This window comes from Saccharibacillus sacchari (assembly GCF_037722395.1).
In the GTDB taxonomy this organism is placed as follows: Bacteria; Bacillota; Bacilli; order Paenibacillales; family Paenibacillaceae; genus Saccharibacillus; species Saccharibacillus sacchari_A.
This window is the reverse complement of record NZ_JBBKAR010000056.1, coordinates 112,531-129,224: the sequence shown is the minus strand read 5'-3', so window position 1 is coordinate 129,224 and position 16,694 is coordinate 112,531. Positions and strand designations below refer to the sequence as shown.

Below are 16,694 nucleotides of genomic sequence, written 5' to 3'. Positions count from 1 at the left end.
TTTATATAAAGGAGAAATGACAGATGAGCCACTCTCGACAAGACGGACTGGAAGATTTGACGCTGCTGGGCAACCAGGGCACGAAATATACGTTTGAATACGATCCAGGCATTCTGGAATCGTTCGACAACAAACACGCGTACCGCGATTACTTCGTGAAATTCAACTGTCCGGAATTCACCAGCCTGTGCCCGATCACCGGTCAGCCGGACTTTGCCACGATCTATATCAGCTACATCCCGGACGTGAAAATGGTGGAAAGCAAATCGCTCAAATTGTACCTGTTCAGCTTCCGCAACCACGGGGATTTCCACGAGGATTGCATGAATATCATCATGAACGACCTGATCGAGCTGATGGACCCGCGTTATATCGAAGTCTGGGGCAAATTCACGCCGCGAGGCGGGATTTCTATCGACCCCTACACGAACTACGGCAAGCCCGGTACGAAGTATGAAGAAATGGCGTTTAACCGATTGACGAACCACGATCTGTACCCGGAAAAAGTGGACAACCGCTAAACCGGAAATCCGGGCGCTCCCGCTTCTGCCGGTACAGCGAAAATAACAACAAAAATAACAATGAAATAAACGGCCGCCTTGCACATCGGAATTCTTTCTGGTGCGCGAGGCGTTTTTTGTGTAAAATAAGATTTGGCAAAATTTGATCCGAACTGCTTTGGAAGAAGCTGACTTTGGGTAAAAGAGTAACGGAACGGTTACGCGTTTTCCGAAACGCCAGCCGCATTGAAACCTATTTCGAGGAGGATGAATGATTATGGCTTTGACATTTACGGATATGGTCACGCAAGCGAGAAACAATGTACCCGCCGTTTCTTCCCAGGAAGCGCGCGAGAAAATCAACGCGAATCCCGATACGTTCATCATCGACGTGCAAGACGCGAAAGACGCCGGTGCCTGCGGACTGATTCCGAGCAGCGCGAATATTTCGCTCGGCATGCTGCCGATCCGCGCCGATCTGGGCGTTCCTGCCGAACTGCGCGACGAGCGCCTGAGCGACCGGAATCGTCCGATTTTGGTGACTTGCGGGGCTGGCGGACAGGCCGCTCTGGGCGCGTATGCGCTGAAGCTGATGGGCTTTACGGATGTGGCGTTTATCGACGGCGGGACTGCGGCTTGGAAACAGGCTGGGTTTGAGGTGGAGGAAGCGTAAGAGGGGGCGCTGCGGGGGAAATTGCCAGCATAGGCTTCCGAAGTGCATTTCTTCGAAATGCTTCACAAGACGCTGTCTCACCCGGAAAATTCGATTAAAGTTTTTAGTTGAAGTTTTCCGAGTTCAAAGGCGTCTTTCACTGAATTTCCCCCTCCGCTCGGTACGCTTCTGGTTGGCGTGTTGAAATAAGTGCGTATATGCACTTATTTCGTTCGATTTGCTCCCGATTCTTCAAATAAGTGCGTATATGCAACTATTTGAAGAAAATATGTGTAAAAGATCAGGATACGGAGGAATTAAGTGCATATCCGCATCTATTCTCTCCAAATGCGGGAATTCGAAGAAATTAAGTGCATATTCGCACTTATTCTTAAAAATCCGATCGTATAGCGTCTCGATTCGAGCTTTTTGGGCTTGGCTTTCTGCACGTCTGCCTGAGGCGCCGAGACGCGAAAAGCGAGAAAACATCAAGGGAAATCATATCGGTACGCTTCTGATTGGAAATAAGGGATAAGGATTTAAAAGATTAAGGCTCCGGCGTGATTGCCGGAGCCTTTTTGGTGAGTTTTGTTTATGACTCGGTTTCGTCTGGGCGGTTCAGAATTTCGATGAGTTGGCAGGACCGCCTCTTTTCTTTAGTTCGGCACTTAGTTTTGTGTAGTAAGCTTCTCTCGAAATCGGAGTATGAAGGTATGAAAAATGCAGCAGGAACCATAATTCGATACACTCATTTGACCAAGCGACTCGAATGCCTCTCGCTTCCGCCATTTTGATTGCGTTATCGAAATTTTCGGCACGAATGGATTCCTTATCTGCGCCGTGGATGTCGATCGTGTAGGATGCTATAGTGCCTTCGAATTTTCGATTGATGTCTTCTTTGAAGCCGTTGAAGTAATTCACTTCCGTATTGACGCCTTCCGATACGATCAGATGGCCGGACGGATTGGCGTTACGTTTATTTTCTTTACGCGGCTTTTTTCCCGTCTGTATTCTATTCGCCATCTTCTACGCTCTCCTCCGTTAATCTTTTCAGATTCGGAATAGCGTTGTATTTGCCTAAGACGTAGTCTTTCCCATAGCTTGCGTCGTTGCGGGTTTTCATGCCGTTCTCCTGCTTATATTCGGCAAGCGAATACAGTTCGGATACGCCTCGTTCGTCTTTGTCTACAAACCAGATCTCGTCCCGGCGGAAATTGTATTTGTCCAACGTAAACACGTCATGTTAAAAACCGTATGAACGATCGGAATTTTAAAGTTGGCGATCATGGATAAAGAAAGCACCTTATCGTCCAGCAACCGCAAAAGTGCTTTGGCCGGTTCAAGTTCTTCGGCAAGTTCTTGTATGCCTTTATCTTTGCGATAAAGAAGAACCAAATATTTTTCTTTTTTTATATCGGGATCTCTTTTGTACAAATACTCTTCATGAATACGGCTATGGTCGAGCGTAAAAGAAAAGCATCGTTTTGCCCAAAAGACTCTTTCACATAACGCACCATAAACTCAAACGCCTTGAAAACATTACTTTTCCCGCTCGCATTCGCTCCGAATATTGCCGCTACTTTCAGCACTCTTTCGCCAAAAGCGTCTATCGCCACATCCGATTCATGTTCTTTGATCGAAAAAGCGGTCCTATCCAGCGTAGTTTCGTTTTTGAACGATTTATAATTTTCAAACGCGAACTGTAATAGCATGGCTCTCACCTCAATCGAATCATGACACCCGTTGCGACGACGATCATTTTTTTGAGATTTTTTCTCATTTTTCTCCTAAAAAAATAAGCCTTCCTTCGAAAATTGCCGAAAGAAAGCTTATTTTTGCTTGCCTTATTTAAAAGAAAATACTCATGAACGAAAATTTCTCAATCCAACTCCGCACCGTTCGTCGCGATCACGTTTTTGTACCAATCGAAGCTTTTCTTTTTCGAACGGTTCAGCGTGCCGTTGCCTTCGTCGTCTTGATCGACGTAGATGACGCCGTAGCGTTTGGACATTTCGGAGGTGGAGGCGCTGACAATGTCGATGACGCCCCAGACGGTGTAGCCCATGACGTCGACGCCGTCGAGGATGGCTTCGCCGATCTGAGCGATGTGTTGGCGCATGTAGTCGATGCGGTAGTCGTCGTTGATGGAGCCGTCGGCTTCCAGGGTGTCTTTGGCGCCGAGGCCGTTTTCGACGATGAACAGCGGCACTTCATAACGGTCGTACATGTCTTTCAGCGTGGTGCGCAGACCGACCGGGTCGAGGTGCCAGCCCCATTGGGTGACGGGCAGGTTCGGGTTTTTGATCGTGCTGTACAGGTTGCCGCCGGTTACGCCGTATTGGCTTGGATCGGCTGCCGCGACCAGGGACGTGTAGTAGCTGAACGAGATGAAGTCGACGGTATGCTGGCGCAGGATTTCTTCGTCGCCGCGTTCCATAACAAGGTTAATGTTATTTTCCGCAAAATAACGCTTGGCGATCGGCGGGTAAGCGCCGCGTACCTGAACGTCCGTGTGCAGGAGGTTCAGTTGGTTCTCAAACTGCGCCGCCAAGACATCGTCCGGGCTGCTGGTTGCCGGATAGTGGATCATGCGGGCCAACATGCAGCCGACCTGAACGTTTGGGTCGATTGCGCGTGCGGCTTTGGTTGCGAGCGCGCTCGCGATAAACTGATGGTGCACCGCTTGATACGAAGCTTCGCGCGGGTTGCTTTCGCGGTCCATGATCAGTCCGCCGCCTGTGTAAGGCTCGATGATCGTGGTATTGATCTCGTTGAACGTCAGCCAGTATTTCACTTTGCCTTTGTAGCGCGTCAGCAGCGTTTCGGCGTAGCGAACGAACAGGTCGATCACTTTACGGTTTTTCCAACCTCCGTATCCCAGCGACAGATGGATCGGCATATCGTAGTGCGACATCGTCACCAAAGGCTCGATGCCATGCTTGTTCAGCTCGTCGAAGACCGAATCGTAGTAACGCAGACCTTCTTCGTTCGGCTCGGTTTCGGTGCCGTTCGGGAAGATCCGGCTCCACGAGATCGACATCCGGAAGGTTTTGAAGCCGAGTTCGGCGAACATCGCGATATCTTCTTGGTAGCGGCTGTAAAAGTCGATGCCGTAACGCTTTGGGTAGCCTTTTGCGCTTGTGTGAGCGATCGCCTCGGCGATCGAATCGCTGGAACGGCTCATTTGGGAGCTCAGGTCGGTGTAGTTCTGCTTATTGAAGTAAGGAACCATATCCGAAGTGGACATGCCTCTTCCGCCCTGGTCGAAGCCTCCCTCCGCTTGGCTGGCCGCGATTGCGCCGCCCCAAAGGAAATCGGCAGGGAAGTTTGTTGGTTTTGTCATGGGATCGCGCTCCTTTTGAATTTGAAATTCGGGAGTGATGCAGGTGAAGCTTGAAGTTTCAGAGTGAAGCCGCCGCTCCTGCGACAGCTTCATCATTTACTTTGTTCTTTTTACACTTCGACTTTCAGCACAGGCTTGGTCACGGCGACATCGCCGAGTTCCAGTGCTTCAATGACCGCGTAATCCGGCGTGTTCGTCACGACCATCGCGGTCGTCGTATCGTATTCCGCCGCGATTTTCTCCAGTTCGAAGTTCAAGATCGGATCGCCGGCTTTGACTTTCGTACCCGATTCCACTAACGCTTCGAAATATTGGCCGCGCAGCTTGACGGTGTTGATGCCGACATGGATCAGCAGCTCCGCGCCGGAGTCGCTGTGGATCACGATCGCGTGCTTGGTTTTGAAAATGTTCATCACCGTGCCGTTAACCGGCGAAGTCAATATCCCTTCCGACGGAACGAACGCGATGCCTTTGCCCATCAGCTCATCACCGAAGGTCGGGTCCGCTACTTCGGTCAATGGAATGGAACGACCGTTCATCGGCGACAGGATGATTTCGTTGGTTGCCGGGATTTTAGCAGGTTCTTCAACGACTGTTAACTCGTCCGTTGGCGAAGAAGTCGTGGTTTGTGCAGGTTCAGCTTTTTTAGCGCCGAAGTTTGTCGCATCCGGAACCGGAACGTCTTCTTTGATCCCGAGGATCAGCGAAACCACGGTTGCTACCACGAAAGCGATCGCCATACTCGCGATTGCATAACCGAAAGTCGGTCCGATCATCGCGGGAAGTCCCGGCAGACCGCCGTTACCCGCCAACACATAAGCATTGACGCCAAAGCCCATACCGAACGCGCCGCCGGCGGCACTGCCGATCATGCCCGCGATAAACGGCTTTTTGTAAGTCATGTTGACGCCGTACATGGCAGGTTCCGTAACGCCCATCAGAGCGGTGAAGCTGGTCGAAAGAGCGACGGATTTAAGCTTTTTATCTTTGGCACGGAAAAATACGCCGAAGGTTGCACCTGCTTGACCCATATTGGAGATGTACGTCAATGGCAGGAATTTGTCGAAGCCTACTGTTGCCAGATTGCTCAGAATGACCGGAACGATCGCATAGTGCATTCCCGTCATGACGATCAGGGCCATAGCCCCGCCCAGGATTGCTCCGCCGATCACGCCGCCGCTCGCCAGCAGCCAGTTGATACCGCCGGACAGGCCGTTACCGATCAACGTACCCAGAGGTCCGATCGCGATCAGCGTGATCGGGACCACGACGATTAACGTAATCAGCGGAACGAACAGCAGCTTGACCGAAGACGGCATGATTTTATCGACCCATTTTTCCACGTAAGCCATGAGCCATATCGCCAGCAAAATCGGAATGACGGTCGACGAATACGTAACCGCCGTAACCGGAAGACCGAGGAAGGAGACCGGATTCCCGGACGATAACAACGCGCCCATATCCGGGTAAAGCAGTGCGGCGACGACGGCTATCCCGATGTACGGATTGGCGCCGAATTTGCGCGATGCGCTGACCGCGATCAGGATCGGCAGGAAGTAGAATACGCCGTCGCCGATCGCGGAAATGATACGGTAAACGTCGGTATCGACGGACATCCAGTTCCATGCGACGAACAGCGCCACGAAGCCTTTGAGCAAACCTGCGCCGGCAATGGCCGGAAGGATCGGGGCGAATACGCCTGCGATAAAATCGAACAGACGCGAGATCGGATTTTTCGTTTTCTTTTGACCGGACGTTTGCGCGGCGGGCGCGGCATCTCCTTTGAGCGCAGGGAATTCCCGGGTCATCGCGTCGTAGACTTTGGACACATCGTTGCCGATAATGACCTGGTATTGATCGCCCGCGATATTGGTTCCCATGACTTTGTCCAGCTTTTTCAACTCGGCCGCATTGGCTTTGCCGTTGTCTTTGAGACTGAAGCGCAGACGGGTGATGCAATGGTAGACCGAATTAACGTTATCGAGTCCGCCGACGGATTCGATGATCTTTTTGGCCGTTTCCTGATGGTTCATTCTTCGTTCCCCCATACTATGAATTGTGATGCGCAAGTCGCAGGCACAAAAAATACCCGAACGAATAGACGTCTCCCGCGTTGCGGTGCATCTGGATTCATCCGGGTATTGCCTGATTGAACAGTAACAAGCCCTGTGAGCGTGCGAATTGGTTTTTAGATCCGTACGCCTTATGAAGTTCGGTTTTTCATGAGCCGCTCCAGATGCAAAGACAGATACAATTGCTCGGAGTGGGTCATGTCGTACTGGTAATTTTTGCGGATAAAACGTTCGATCTTGCCGATGCACGCGAACGCTTCCGGGTAGTTCTTTTTCACGATCTCGTACAGATATTCTTCGACGTCTTCATGGCTGGAATGCGTGACGACGCGCTGGCAAAAGTATTTGAGATGCGTGATAAAACGGAAATAGTTCACGCTGTCCTCGTCCAGTTCCACGCTATAATGATACTTGACGATATTCATGATCTCCTGCAAAAGCTGCATCAGATGCGTCACGTCGTTCATCGAGTCGTTGACTTCCGCATTGACGAAATGCAGCGCAATGTTGCAAATCTCTTCTTTGGGGAATTCGACGTTCAGACGCTCCTTCAGCACGTTCAGCGCTTCTTTTGCCACATCGTATTCCGCCTTGTAAAAATGCTGGATCTCCCACGACAGCGGATTGCGCACGATCATGCCGTCCTTCATGCGCTGAATCGCGAAGTGGATATGGTCCGACAACGAAACGTAGATGCCATCGCTGATCGTTTTGCCAAGCTGCATACGCGCAAGACTCACGATATCATCGGTCGCTTGCAAAATATCGATAGGAACTTCCATGACCGTAGCTTTGAACTTCTCGTAAAGCACTTCGTCCTGTAAACGGAAAACTTTCTCGACCCGCTTTTCATCGACGGTATCGCCTACTTTCGAATTGAACCCGATTCCCCGGCCGAGGATCAGCAGTTCTTGATTCTTGTCATCTTCGGTGCTGACGATATTGTTATTGAAAATCTGCTTAATTATCACATGGACCACCTGTTTTTGAGGATTAAGCACTTGGGTGAACAAGCACCAAAAAGGGCAATACCTACAATGAAAGAAGCGTACGCGCGGATAAAGGAGCCTGAACTCCTGTCTGTACGTCTCATCAATTCATCGTGGGTATTGCCCGCATTACCGGTAACAAGCCTCGCGGCTATCATAGCACTAGCTGAAAACGGTGTCAACCGAATTTTCCGACTTGCTCGCTTGTTCGAATCGCGCAAAGAAGTCTTGCCGGATACGCGAGCTTGGCCTAAAATGATACACATTCCGAACGTAAGCCTACATAAACGGAAAATTCAGTCAGGGCGGCTATGCGTTCCTAAGCGAAAAGCTTTTTGGCTTCCGCTATTTCGAACGACCTGCGTCGATTTGGAGGATTTCTATCATGCTTGTAAAAAACGGCGACAACGCCGAGCGGCTGCATTCCGACCCCGCGACTGGCCCCGCCATGAAAGGATCTCCCGCTCCCGGATCTTCTGACGGACGCGCTCGCAAAACGGTATACGGCGTGTTGTTCGCGATCAGTCTGGTGCATCTGTTCAACGATTCGATGCAATCCGTTATTCCGGCGATCATGCCGATCTTGCAGGATTCCATGCAGCTGAGTTACGGGCAGTTGGGTTGGATTTTGTTTGCCATCAATTTTACGGCTTCGATCATGCAGCCGGTTATCGGTCTGTTCGCGGACAAAAGGCCGACGCCCGCTTTGCTGCCGCTGGCGATGGCGTCCACGCTGACGGGGATGCTGCTGCTCGCTTACGCGTCCGATTACGCGGCGGTCATCATCGCGGTCATTTTCGTCGGACTGGGTTCGGCGACGTTTCACCCGGAAGGCTCGCGCGTCTCGCATATGGCTGCGGGGCCGCGCCGCGGACTCGCGCAGTCGATCTTCCAGGTCGGCGGCAACGCGGGCCAATCGCTGGCTCCGCTGCTGACGAGAATGATCTTTATCCCGCTCGGCCAATTCGGGGCGATCTGGTTCACGGGGCTTGCGGCGCTGGGAATCGTCGTTCAGATCTTTATCGCCCGCTGGTACGGACGCACGCTCAAAGCGGCCGCGCAAACGAAAAAAGCGGTCGTGCGCAAAGCGATGGACCCGGCGGTTCGCAAAAAAGTCGCTTCCGCGATGACGGTGCTGCTGTTATTCGTGTTCGTGCGCTCTTGGTACGTCATGTCGATCGGCAGCTACTACGCGTTCTTTTTGCGCGACGCGTTCGCGGTCAGCATCGCCGACGCGCAGATTTACGTGTTCTTGTTCCTCGGGGCGGGCGCGGTCGGAACGTTTTTCGGCGGACCGCTGGCCGACCGGTTCGGCAAACGGAACGTGCTGTCGGGTTCGATTATTCTCGCCGCTCCGCTGGCGCTGGCGCTTCCGTACGCGAATTTGGTCTGGACCGGCATTCTGCTGGCCGTGATCGGATTTATCCTGCTATCGAGCTTCTCGGTATCGGTCGTCTACGCGCAAATGCTGATTCCGGGCCGCGTCGGCGCGGTGTCGGGTCTGGTAACGGGCCTCGCGTTCGGCATGGGCGGTCTCGGCGGACTGGTGCTCGGCAACTGGATGGACGTCGCGGGCGTCGCGACGGTCATGCGGTTTTGCAGTTATCTGCCGCTGCTCGGCGTGCTGACCTTGTTGCTGCCGAGCGACGCGAAGCTGAACGGCTGGGCGAAAGACAACGAGACGGAAGAGTGATCAAACAGGGAAGCATAAAAAAGGAAAACCATAACGGTTTTCCTTCAGGTTGAGGTTGCCGAGAAACCCGTTTCCAATCACGTTGGAGTTTCTCGGCAGCTTTTTTTGTTGGTTCTTCGCGTGTACAAAGCCAATTTCGAAAAACTCAAATCCAGGCCTTCTGCGATCTGAATTTTAAGAATAAGTGCGAATAGACACTTAATTTCTTCGAATTTTTCCTTTTGGCGAGAATAGATGCGTATATGCACTTATTTTCTCCGTATCCTGCTCTTTTACGCGTCTTTTCTTCAAATAAGTGTATATACGCACTTATTTACAGATCCGAGAGCAAACTGATCGAAATAAGTGTATTTGCGCACTTATTTTAACCGCTCTCGCTCAAATCCCGCTCCGATTTGAGCCTGCGAACCTCACGTAAACGTAACTTTACGATTGATCACACTTTGTTCTCCAAATTCAACCGCTTCAATTCGGAATCGGAATATCGACGTCCCGCGAAGCGTCCTGTACGCGATACGTACCTGCGTTGATCGAAAATTCGCTGCCTTCCGGCACGTTCGGGAAGACGTCGATCTGGTATCCGAAATCGCCGACGTATTTGTTGCTGGCCTGGTGCGGATCGGATTCGTACAATTTGCCGTCGACTTTGAGTTTCGTTCCGCTCACCATCGTGAATTTATTTTTCGTCAACGTTTGCACATGGATATCTTTACCTTCCCGGGTCACTTTGTAATCCATCACATACTGATCCGGCATCGGTTGTTGAAGCCGCTGCGCTTGATCGGTCGGAGGCGAAACCTTCGTCCATAGATCGGGATATTCGTGCACCACCGCCGCATTCCGCAGTTGCAGTGTCAAAGACCGATCGCGGACATCCTCCAAGCCGTAATCTACAAAGTTAAAATAAAGCGCCTCCGGCGAATCCGGACCGACGTTTGCCAGCAGATTGGCGGTTGTCGGCCAAGGGTTCCATCTTCCTTTGACTTCTTTGTCGTCCACTCGCAAACTCACATCTTCGTAATACAAAAGCTTGAACCCATCTGAAGCCGTTTGTTGCGTACGCGTCAACGGAATTCGTAGCTCGAAAGGACCGATTTCCGCCGGCTCCAATTTCATGCCGGTACGTTGTTCGAACGCCGTCTGGTTTTCAATCGGCAAATCGTACCCGAAGGTGACGGTTTCTCCGTTTTTAATCGTGAAATCGAGCGTCCATTCTTTTTGGATCGTATCGACGATCTGGGTCGTCGAGTAGGTAAGATTGTTCAGCGTCAACCGGTATTTTTTATTTTGGCTGTCCGCGGACAGATTGCTTGCGAAATATTGGATAAGCGTCTGAATAGACGGATTCGCTTCGTCCGGCTGAAACAGGCTTCGGTCGCTTTGCATCGGCAAGCTCTCGCCGGTATCCAGATCGGTCAGCGTCATAGACTCGAATTCAAACGTGTTGAACCCGCGGTTTTGCACATCGGTCAAACTCAGATGAAGCGCGATTTGATTGTCTTGCTCCGAAGGTTTGCGGCCGACCACCACGCTATCCAGCGTAACTTCGACCCCTTCGACTTCGGTAGCGATGCCGATCTGTTGCCCCATCTCGGTCGGAGCGATTTCTTGCTGCATCAACGGGTTGAAATAAACGGCGGCTCCTCCGGCCGTCGCGAGCACGGCAGCGGCGGAAGCGGCAATCGCCCAACGGCGGGCGCGCGACATGCCGCGTTTCGTCGCCGGAACATTCGGCTGCTCGCTCCAACCGGAACGGCGGCGTTTGACTTCAAGTTGTATCCGACTCCACATCTCGTCATAATCCGGGCTGCCGTCCGAAAGGTCGTGCATCCGCTGCTTGACTTGTTGTTCAGTAATTCGAGACATGGTGGTCACTTCCTTTCTCTTTCGAATCCGACGATTTTTCGTACAGCTTCTTGAGCATTTTCAAGCCGCGATTGATTCTGGATTTGGCGGTTCCCAATGGAACGTCCAACGCTTCCGCCGTTTCGGCTGTCGACAGGTCGGCCATGTAATACAGCAGCATGGCTTCCCGCACTTTAGGCTTCAATCGGCTGAGCAATTGCCCGAACTCGTCGGCCATTTCGGCTTTTTCGTATTCGGTTTCTACCGATTGCGACGGTCGCAGCGGCAGGTTGATCGAAAATGCCTTTTTCTCTTTTTGATTCCCGTTCGTTCGACGCCGCATCAGCGAATGGCATTCGTTGGCCGCGATCCGCATCAGCCACGCTTTGATATATTCCACTTTGCTCCGATCCGCCATCATCGCTTTGACGAACACTTCCTGACAGATGTCTTCCGCATCCGTCTGGTTGCGCAGCATATGTAGGCAGTATCGGAACACATCTTCTTTGTATGTTTTAAATAACGTATTATCGTCCACCGTTTCTCACGCCCTTCGCCCCTCTATGTCATTATCCCTTGTATAAAGACTACCAAGCCGAAGAAACAGTTCGCTTTTTTAAAAAAATTCAAAAAACCGGTTCCTTTTATCATACTTAAGGAACCGGTTTGGATCGAGCGGTACAGCCGGATTACTGGGAAATCGGAAGATCCAGGTCGCGCGAAGAATCGTATACGCCGTAAGAACCCGCGTTGATCGAAAAGTCGCTGCCTTCCGGCACGTTTTTGAAAACGTCGATCCGATAACCGAAGTCGCCGGCATATTTGCTGGACGTCTCGTTTGAGTCGCTTTCGTACGTTTTGCCATCCACTTTCAACTGCGTGCCGCTTATCAAATAAAACTTGTTTTCGGTCAGCGTCTGAACGTGCACGTCTTTTCCTTTTCGCGTGACCTTATAAGCCATAATGCTTTGATCGGGCATCGTTTCTTTCACGGATTGGGCTTGAGCGGCAGGCGGTTCGATCGACGTCCATATCTCGGGATACTCGTTCATCACCACCGCGTTGCGAAGTTTTAACGTCAACGATTTGCCGCTCAGATCGGATAGCGAATCCTGTGCCAGATTGAACGTGATCGTCTCCGGGGCTTTCGGATCGATCCCCGGCGGTACGTACTCCTGACCCGGAATCGGAGCTTGCAAACCGGGAATCTCCATATCGTCCACCTGCAAAATCGTCTCCTGATAAAACAGGAATCTTCCGGCAGACTGCTTCGCATCGGCTTCTTGACGGATCACCGGGATTTTGATTCGGAACGGACTCGCGATTGCTTCGGGCAGTTTCATTCCGGTCCGCTCTTCAAGCGATTGTTGACCGTCGATCGAAAGGGTGTAATCCGAAGCGGCCGCTTGCGAACCTTGCACGGTGAAGTCGATCGTCCATTCCCCGTTAGCTTTATCGACCGTTTTGACGTAGGCGTAAAAGAAGGTCAGGTCTTGCGGCTTCTCGCCGTTCACATTATGGAACATGAAAGTCGTGTTTCTCGACCACACTTGCTCGGCGTTGATCGAACCCCACACGGGCGAAGTCAACAACTTTTCTCCGTTTTTGATCGTCAGCTTGCCCGGCTCTTTGGTGAATGTGGACGGCAGGCTGTCGCTTTGCGACTTGGGCCAGTCTTTGTTCGCTTCGTAGGATACGTTAAGACGTTGATCGCCCGATCCCCAATCGTAAGCGTTGATCTTGATCCTCAGGTCGTCTTCCGGAATCACGGCGTATTCTTGACCTTCGACAAGCTCGTTTCCCAAAGGCGTTTCTGCCGTTTCGTTCAAAAACAAGTCTTTCATCGTCAAGCGATACCGCTTGGTTTCGCCGGCAACCGGCAAACTGCCGGCGAAGTATTGCGTCAACGCGTAATCTTCGCCTGGTGCTTCTTGCCGGAACAGATCGCGCTTCGTTCCCGACCGTTCCAGATTTTTTCCGGTATCGAGATCGGTCAATGTCGCTTCCCCGAACTCGGCGGCATCGAAGCTTCTTCCTTGCGTGTCGTTCAACGTCATTCGAAGCGACATCTGATTTTCTTCCGCGAGCGGTTGCAAGCCGATCGCCGCGTTATTCAGGGTCAATCGAACGCCGTCAACTTCCGCCGTCGCTTGCAGTTGTTGTCCGACGTCCGCCGCAGTCGGTTCGGAGCCTTCGGACGGGCTGAAGTAAGCCGCCGTTCCTCCGGCCGCGATCACGACCGCCGCGGCCGACGCCGCCATGATCCATTGGCGGGAACGCGAAACGAACCGCTTATCGTTCGACGTATCGACTTGTTCGTTCCAACCGGAACGTCGGCGTTCTACCTCCGTGCGTATCCGCTGCCACATAGAATCGTAATCCGGGCCGTGGTCCGGCAAAGCTTGCAATCCTTTTCTGATTTGTTGCTCAGCAACTCGAAGCATGATGTTCCCTTCCTTTCCGATACGGTTCCGGCATATTTTCATACGCTTTTTTCAGCATGCCCAGTCCCCGATTGATTCTCGATTTCGCCGTTCCTACCGGAACGTCCAAAGCCCGGGCCGTCTCGTTCGTCGACAGGTCGGCTACGTAATACAGCAGAAGCGCTTCCCGGGTTTTGGGCTTCAGCTTGTTCAGCAACCTGACGAATTCGTTCGCGGTCTCGGCTTGCTCGTACGCATGCTCGACCGATCGCGGCGAGTGCAGCGGCGCATGGATCGAGAACGCTTTTTTCTCTTTTCGATCCCCGGTGTTGCGACGACGCAACAAGGAACGGCATTCGTTCGCGGCGATCCGCATTAACCAGGCTTTCGTGTATTCGACTTTGGTTCGATCCGACAACATGGCTTTCACAAAAACTTCCTGGCAACTATCTTCCGCATCCGCGCGGCTGCGCAGCATATGCAAGCAATATCGGTACACGTCTTCTTTATACGTTTCGAACAGTGTTTGATCGTCCATTCTTTCACGTCCTTTGCCCCTTTTTATCGTTCGTTCTCTATAGAGACTTGCAGACGGCAAAAACGGTTCGCCTTTTCCGAAATTCAAAAGCCCGACCCTCTCGATTTCGCGAAAGGATCGGGCTGATTGGAAGTTTCAACCTGCGTATTCGGTTTGCGGGTCGATCCTGCGCAATCTTTTCTTTACTTGCGCAGCACGATCTTCGTGTCCAGCGAAGAATCGACCTGACTGTAAAAATCCAGCCCGATGCTTGGTTCGGCTCCTTGCGGAACGTTGTGGTAGACATCGACGCGGTAATCGCCTTCGGACCGATAGTCTTCGTACGAAGCATCCGGGTCCGGGGAAAACTCGACGCCGTTCACGCTCAACACAACCGTGTCCAGAAGATGCACGCGGTTGTTCGTTTCCGTCACGACTCTGAGATCGCCGCCTTGGCGGGAATACCGGTAATGCACCAGACTGCCGTCCGGCAGCTTGGCTTGGATGTCGCGCTCCTGCTGCTGCGGATCGGCCAACACCGTACGGAATCCTTCCGGCGCTTCGCGAACGATGCGGGCATCCTGAAGCCGTATCGCCAGCGGTCCGGTCGTCAGATCGCGCATTTGCTCGCTCAGCAATTCGAACATCAAAGCTTCCTGGCCTTGTGCCGCTTCCGGCTCGCGCGACGCTTGCTGATTGATATGCGCGCCCTGCGCGAACTCGTAACCGTCGGCAAGCAGCGTCGATTTTTCGTAATACAACACAAGTCCGTCATGCAGCACGCGATCCTGCGGCTGTCTGTCGATCGGGAGATAGACGCCGTACGCGCCGACGCTCGCTTGTCCCAGTCTCCAGCCGATTACGGTCTCGATCTCCGCGGCATTTTCCGGCTTCACGCTGACTGCCCGTTCCTGCGCAGCTTCGCCGTCGAGGTTAAAATCCACCCGCCAAACGCCTTCGACTTTTTCGACGTTTTCCGCATAACTGTACGTCATGGTCAACGACTGCCGCTCCTGCTCGCTCATCCCGTACAGCGTGTAGGTCCGGCTGACGATGTTCCCGTTTTTTCCTTCCAAAAACGGTTGGATCGAGGTCGCGCCGTTATTGAGCAGCAATTGCGTCCGGGCTTCTTTCGAAACGGAAATCGGATAATTCGTTTCGTTTTCCAGATCGGAACCGCGAAGTTCGTAATTCAAAGTCAACTGCTCGGTATCCGCGTCCCATTGGGAATCCAGCAGCAGCAAAGACGCGCCGTCGAGCGAGGCAATCGGGTATTCCGTCCCTTCCCGGATTTCGCCCTCAAGCGGTACGTTCTGGCGCTTGATCTTGTACAGATCGCTCGTTTCGAGCCGGTAACGCGCCGACTCGCCTTCGGCAGGCCAATCGCCGTCGAGCACCTGGGCATCCTGCGCGTCGGCCGCGCCCGAACGCAGATCGAAGCCAGCTCCTTTCAACTCCTGCGTTTGGCCGTTATCCAGATTCGTCAGACGTGTAGATGCGAATCCCGCGTAATCGGCATCCGATCCGGCCAACCCGCTCAGGTTCATTTGTAGCACGAGCCGATCTTTGCGTTTTTCCAATGCGTCGCCGTCTTCGAGATGCCCTTGAATCACATTATTGACCGTCAACTTGATCCCGTCCAATTCGGCCGAAGCTTCCAATGCTTGTCCAGCGGGGGATTCGTACGCGTTAAGCGTCTCGCTTGAGTTCGTAGCGGGTGTCGAAGCCGGCTCCGGCAATAGATCGGGATTCAGCAAAAAGACTCCGACCGCGGCCGCGCAGGCCAGCAACCCGGCGGCCGTAGACCATGTTCGGATTGGGCGAAAAGATCGTTTTGCGCCCGGCGCGCTTTCTTTCCATCCCGATCTCCGCTTATCCGCTTCCAGCACGATGCGTCTGCGCATAGCGGCATAATCCGGGCTTTCGTCGTCCAGATCGCGAAGTTCGTTTTCCATCGCGGAATCAGTAATTCGAGGCATGGATATCGCTCCTTTTATCGGTATGTTCGTTCTGTTCTTCCATCTGTTTTCTCAACGATTTCAATCCCCGGTTCATACGGGATTTGACTGTTCCGATCGGCAGATCCAACATGTCGGCCACGTCCGCGATAGGCAGGTCCGCCATGTAGAACAGCAGCAAAACTTCGCGGAATTTGGGTTTGATCTGTCCGAGCAGCACCTTGAATTCCGAAGTCGTCTCATGACGCTCGTAAGCGGTCTCGACCGACGGTTCATGGTTAAGCGGATCGTTTTGCAAAAAAACGTTTTGCTCTTTGCTCCGTCCCCGGCTTCTGCGTCGCATCAGGCTATGGCATTCGTTCGCCGCGATTCGCAGCAGCCATGCTTTTTCGTTGTACAGACGGCTTCGATCCGCCAGCATCGCTTTGACGAATACTTCCTGGCATATGTCTTCGGCGTCGCCTTTATGTTTGAGCATATACAGACAGTATCGGTATACCGTCGTTTTGTAATTTTCGAACAACTCCAGGTCGTTCATCCCTCTTCTCACATCCTTATCGACTTCCGTTTGCCTCCTCCACTGTTCATGAATGAGCGCGCGCTTCTTATAGAGGACTTTCGAAACGGCGAAGAGGTTCCCGTTTTTCCGCAGCCGGAAATGTTAATTATGCGCGTATCGGAAAAAGGACAAACCAAAAACCG

Annotated in this window: 15 protein-coding genes; 3 read left to right on the top strand and 12 right to left on the bottom strand. The window is 52.4% G+C overall.

Features of this window, described 5'->3' with window-relative positions:
• Window positions 1-23 precede the first annotated feature (23 nt).
• Together queF and WKI47_RS21770 are read left to right on the top strand one after the other, a co-directional pair.
• Complete coding sequence (gene queF, locus WKI47_RS21775) at window positions 24-521, top strand: preQ(1) synthase (RefSeq protein ID WP_037283726.1); 498 nt, start codon at window positions 24-26, stop codon at window positions 519-521.
• 256 nt (window positions 522-777) lie between these two features.
• Entirely contained in the window at window positions 778-1,173 is a 396-nt protein-coding gene (locus tag WKI47_RS21770; RefSeq protein ID WP_340229296.1) for a rhodanese-like domain-containing protein, read from the top strand.
• A 597-nt stretch (window positions 1,174-1,770) separates the two neighbouring features.
• On the opposite strand, the gene WKI47_RS21765 is transcribed toward WKI47_RS21770, so the two are convergent.
• The 6 genes from WKI47_RS21765 to licT form a co-directional block, all read right to left on the bottom strand.
• Window positions 1,771-2,175: an RloB family protein gene (locus WKI47_RS21765; protein WP_340229295.1), complete on the bottom strand. Its 405-nt coding sequence runs from the start codon at window positions 2,173-2,175 to the stop codon at window positions 1,771-1,773.
• Window positions 2,165-2,380: a hypothetical protein gene (locus WKI47_RS21760; protein ID WP_340229294.1), complete on the bottom strand. Its 216-nt coding sequence runs from the start codon at window positions 2,378-2,380 to the stop codon at window positions 2,165-2,167. The genes WKI47_RS21765 and WKI47_RS21760 overlap by 11 nt, the downstream gene beginning before the upstream one ends.
• A 181-nt stretch (window positions 2,381-2,561) precedes the next feature.
• Window positions 2,562-2,864 (bottom strand): AAA family ATPase, encoded by a 303-nt coding sequence (locus tag WKI47_RS21755; protein WP_340229293.1) that lies wholly within the window; start codon window positions 2,862-2,864, stop codon window positions 2,562-2,564.
• 167 nt (window positions 2,865-3,031) lie between these two features.
• Window positions 3,032-4,495: a 6-phospho-beta-glucosidase gene (locus WKI47_RS21750; protein ID WP_340229292.1), complete on the bottom strand. Its 1,464-nt coding sequence runs from the start codon at window positions 4,493-4,495 to the stop codon at window positions 3,032-3,034.
• Window positions 4,496-4,605: 110 nt separating this feature from the next.
• A complete protein-coding gene (locus tag WKI47_RS21745) occupies window positions 4,606-6,528 on the bottom strand; it encodes a beta-glucoside-specific PTS transporter subunit IIABC (protein ID WP_340229291.1) in 1,923 nt (640 codons plus the stop codon).
• Window positions 6,529-6,698: 170 nt separating this feature from the next.
• Complete coding sequence (licT, locus tag WKI47_RS21740) at window positions 6,699-7,538, bottom strand: BglG family transcription antiterminator LicT (protein WP_340229290.1); 840 nt, start codon at window positions 7,536-7,538, stop codon at window positions 6,699-6,701.
• A gap of 466 nt (window positions 7,539-8,004) precedes the next feature.
• Here licT and WKI47_RS21735 point away from each other — a divergent pair, with 466 nt between their 5' ends.
• Window positions 8,005-9,249, top strand: a complete 1,245-nt coding sequence (locus tag WKI47_RS21735) for an MFS transporter (RefSeq protein ID WP_340229701.1) — start codon at window positions 8,005-8,007, stop codon at window positions 9,247-9,249.
• A gap of 465 nt (window positions 9,250-9,714) precedes the next feature.
• Here WKI47_RS21735 and WKI47_RS21730 read toward each other — a convergent pair whose 3' ends face one another.
• The 6 genes from WKI47_RS21730 to WKI47_RS21705 form a co-directional block, all read right to left on the bottom strand.
• The gene (locus WKI47_RS21730; RefSeq protein WP_340229289.1) at window positions 9,715-11,115 is read right to left on the bottom strand and encodes a hypothetical protein; all 1,401 of its coding nucleotides are present in this window, start codon (window positions 11,113-11,115) and stop codon (window positions 9,715-9,717) included.
• Window positions 11,099-11,632: an RNA polymerase sigma factor gene (locus WKI47_RS21725; protein WP_340229288.1), complete on the bottom strand. Its 534-nt coding sequence runs from the start codon at window positions 11,630-11,632 to the stop codon at window positions 11,099-11,101. Before WKI47_RS21725 ends, WKI47_RS21730 begins: the two co-directional genes overlap by 17 nt.
• Before the next feature lie 151 nt (window positions 11,633-11,783).
• Window positions 11,784-13,538, bottom strand: a complete 1,755-nt coding sequence (locus tag WKI47_RS21720; protein WP_340229286.1) for a hypothetical protein — start codon at window positions 13,536-13,538, stop codon at window positions 11,784-11,786.
• Window positions 13,522-14,055, bottom strand: a complete 534-nt coding sequence (locus WKI47_RS21715; RefSeq protein ID WP_340229284.1) for an RNA polymerase sigma factor — start codon at window positions 14,053-14,055, stop codon at window positions 13,522-13,524. The genes WKI47_RS21720 and WKI47_RS21715 overlap by 17 nt, the downstream gene beginning before the upstream one ends.
• 182 nt (window positions 14,056-14,237) lie before the next feature.
• A complete protein-coding gene (locus tag WKI47_RS21710) occupies window positions 14,238-16,013 on the bottom strand; it encodes a hypothetical protein (RefSeq protein ID WP_340229283.1) in 1,776 nt (591 codons plus the stop codon).
• Entirely contained in the window at window positions 15,997-16,530 is a 534-nt protein-coding gene (locus tag WKI47_RS21705; protein WP_340229282.1) for an RNA polymerase sigma factor, read from the bottom strand. Before WKI47_RS21705 ends, WKI47_RS21710 begins: the two co-directional genes overlap by 17 nt.
• Between the last annotated feature and the right edge of the window lie 164 nt (window positions 16,531-16,694).

Excerpts from the sequence above, each read along its gene's own strand:
- WKI47_RS21735 (WP_340229701.1), top strand. The coding sequence starts at position 8,005 with ATGAAAGGATCTCCCGCTCCCGGATCTTCTGACGGACGCGCTCGCAAA.
- WKI47_RS21770 (WP_340229296.1), top strand. The coding sequence starts at position 778 with ATGGCTTTGACATTTACGGATATGGTCACGCAAGCGAGAAACAATGTA.
- WKI47_RS21745 (WP_340229291.1), bottom strand. The coding sequence starts at position 6,528 with ATGAACCATCAGGAAACGGCCAAAAAGATCATCGAATCCGTCGGCGGA.
- WKI47_RS21720 (WP_340229286.1), bottom strand. The coding sequence starts at position 13,538 with ATGCTTCGAGTTGCTGAGCAACAAATCAGAAAAGGATTGCAAGCTTTG.
- WKI47_RS21715 (WP_340229284.1), bottom strand. The coding sequence starts at position 14,055 with ATGGACGATCAAACACTGTTCGAAACGTATAAAGAAGACGTGTACCGA.
- WKI47_RS21750 (WP_340229292.1), bottom strand. The coding sequence starts at position 4,495 with ATGACAAAACCAACAAACTTCCCTGCCGATTTCCTTTGGGGCGGCGCA.
- queF (WP_037283726.1), top strand. The coding sequence starts at position 24 with ATGAGCCACTCTCGACAAGACGGACTGGAAGATTTGACGCTGCTGGGC.
- WKI47_RS21705 (WP_340229282.1), bottom strand. The coding sequence starts at position 16,530 with ATGAACGACCTGGAGTTGTTCGAAAATTACAAAACGACGGTATACCGA.
- WKI47_RS21755 (WP_340229293.1), bottom strand. The coding sequence starts at position 2,864 with ATGCTATTACAGTTCGCGTTTGAAAATTATAAATCGTTCAAAAACGAA.
- WKI47_RS21765 (WP_340229295.1), bottom strand. The coding sequence starts at position 2,175 with ATGGCGAATAGAATACAGACGGGAAAAAAGCCGCGTAAAGAAAATAAA.
- WKI47_RS21730 (WP_340229289.1), bottom strand. The coding sequence starts at position 11,115 with ATGTCTCGAATTACTGAACAACAAGTCAAGCAGCGGATGCACGACCTT.
- WKI47_RS21710 (WP_340229283.1), bottom strand. The coding sequence starts at position 16,013 with ATGCCTCGAATTACTGATTCCGCGATGGAAAACGAACTTCGCGATCTG.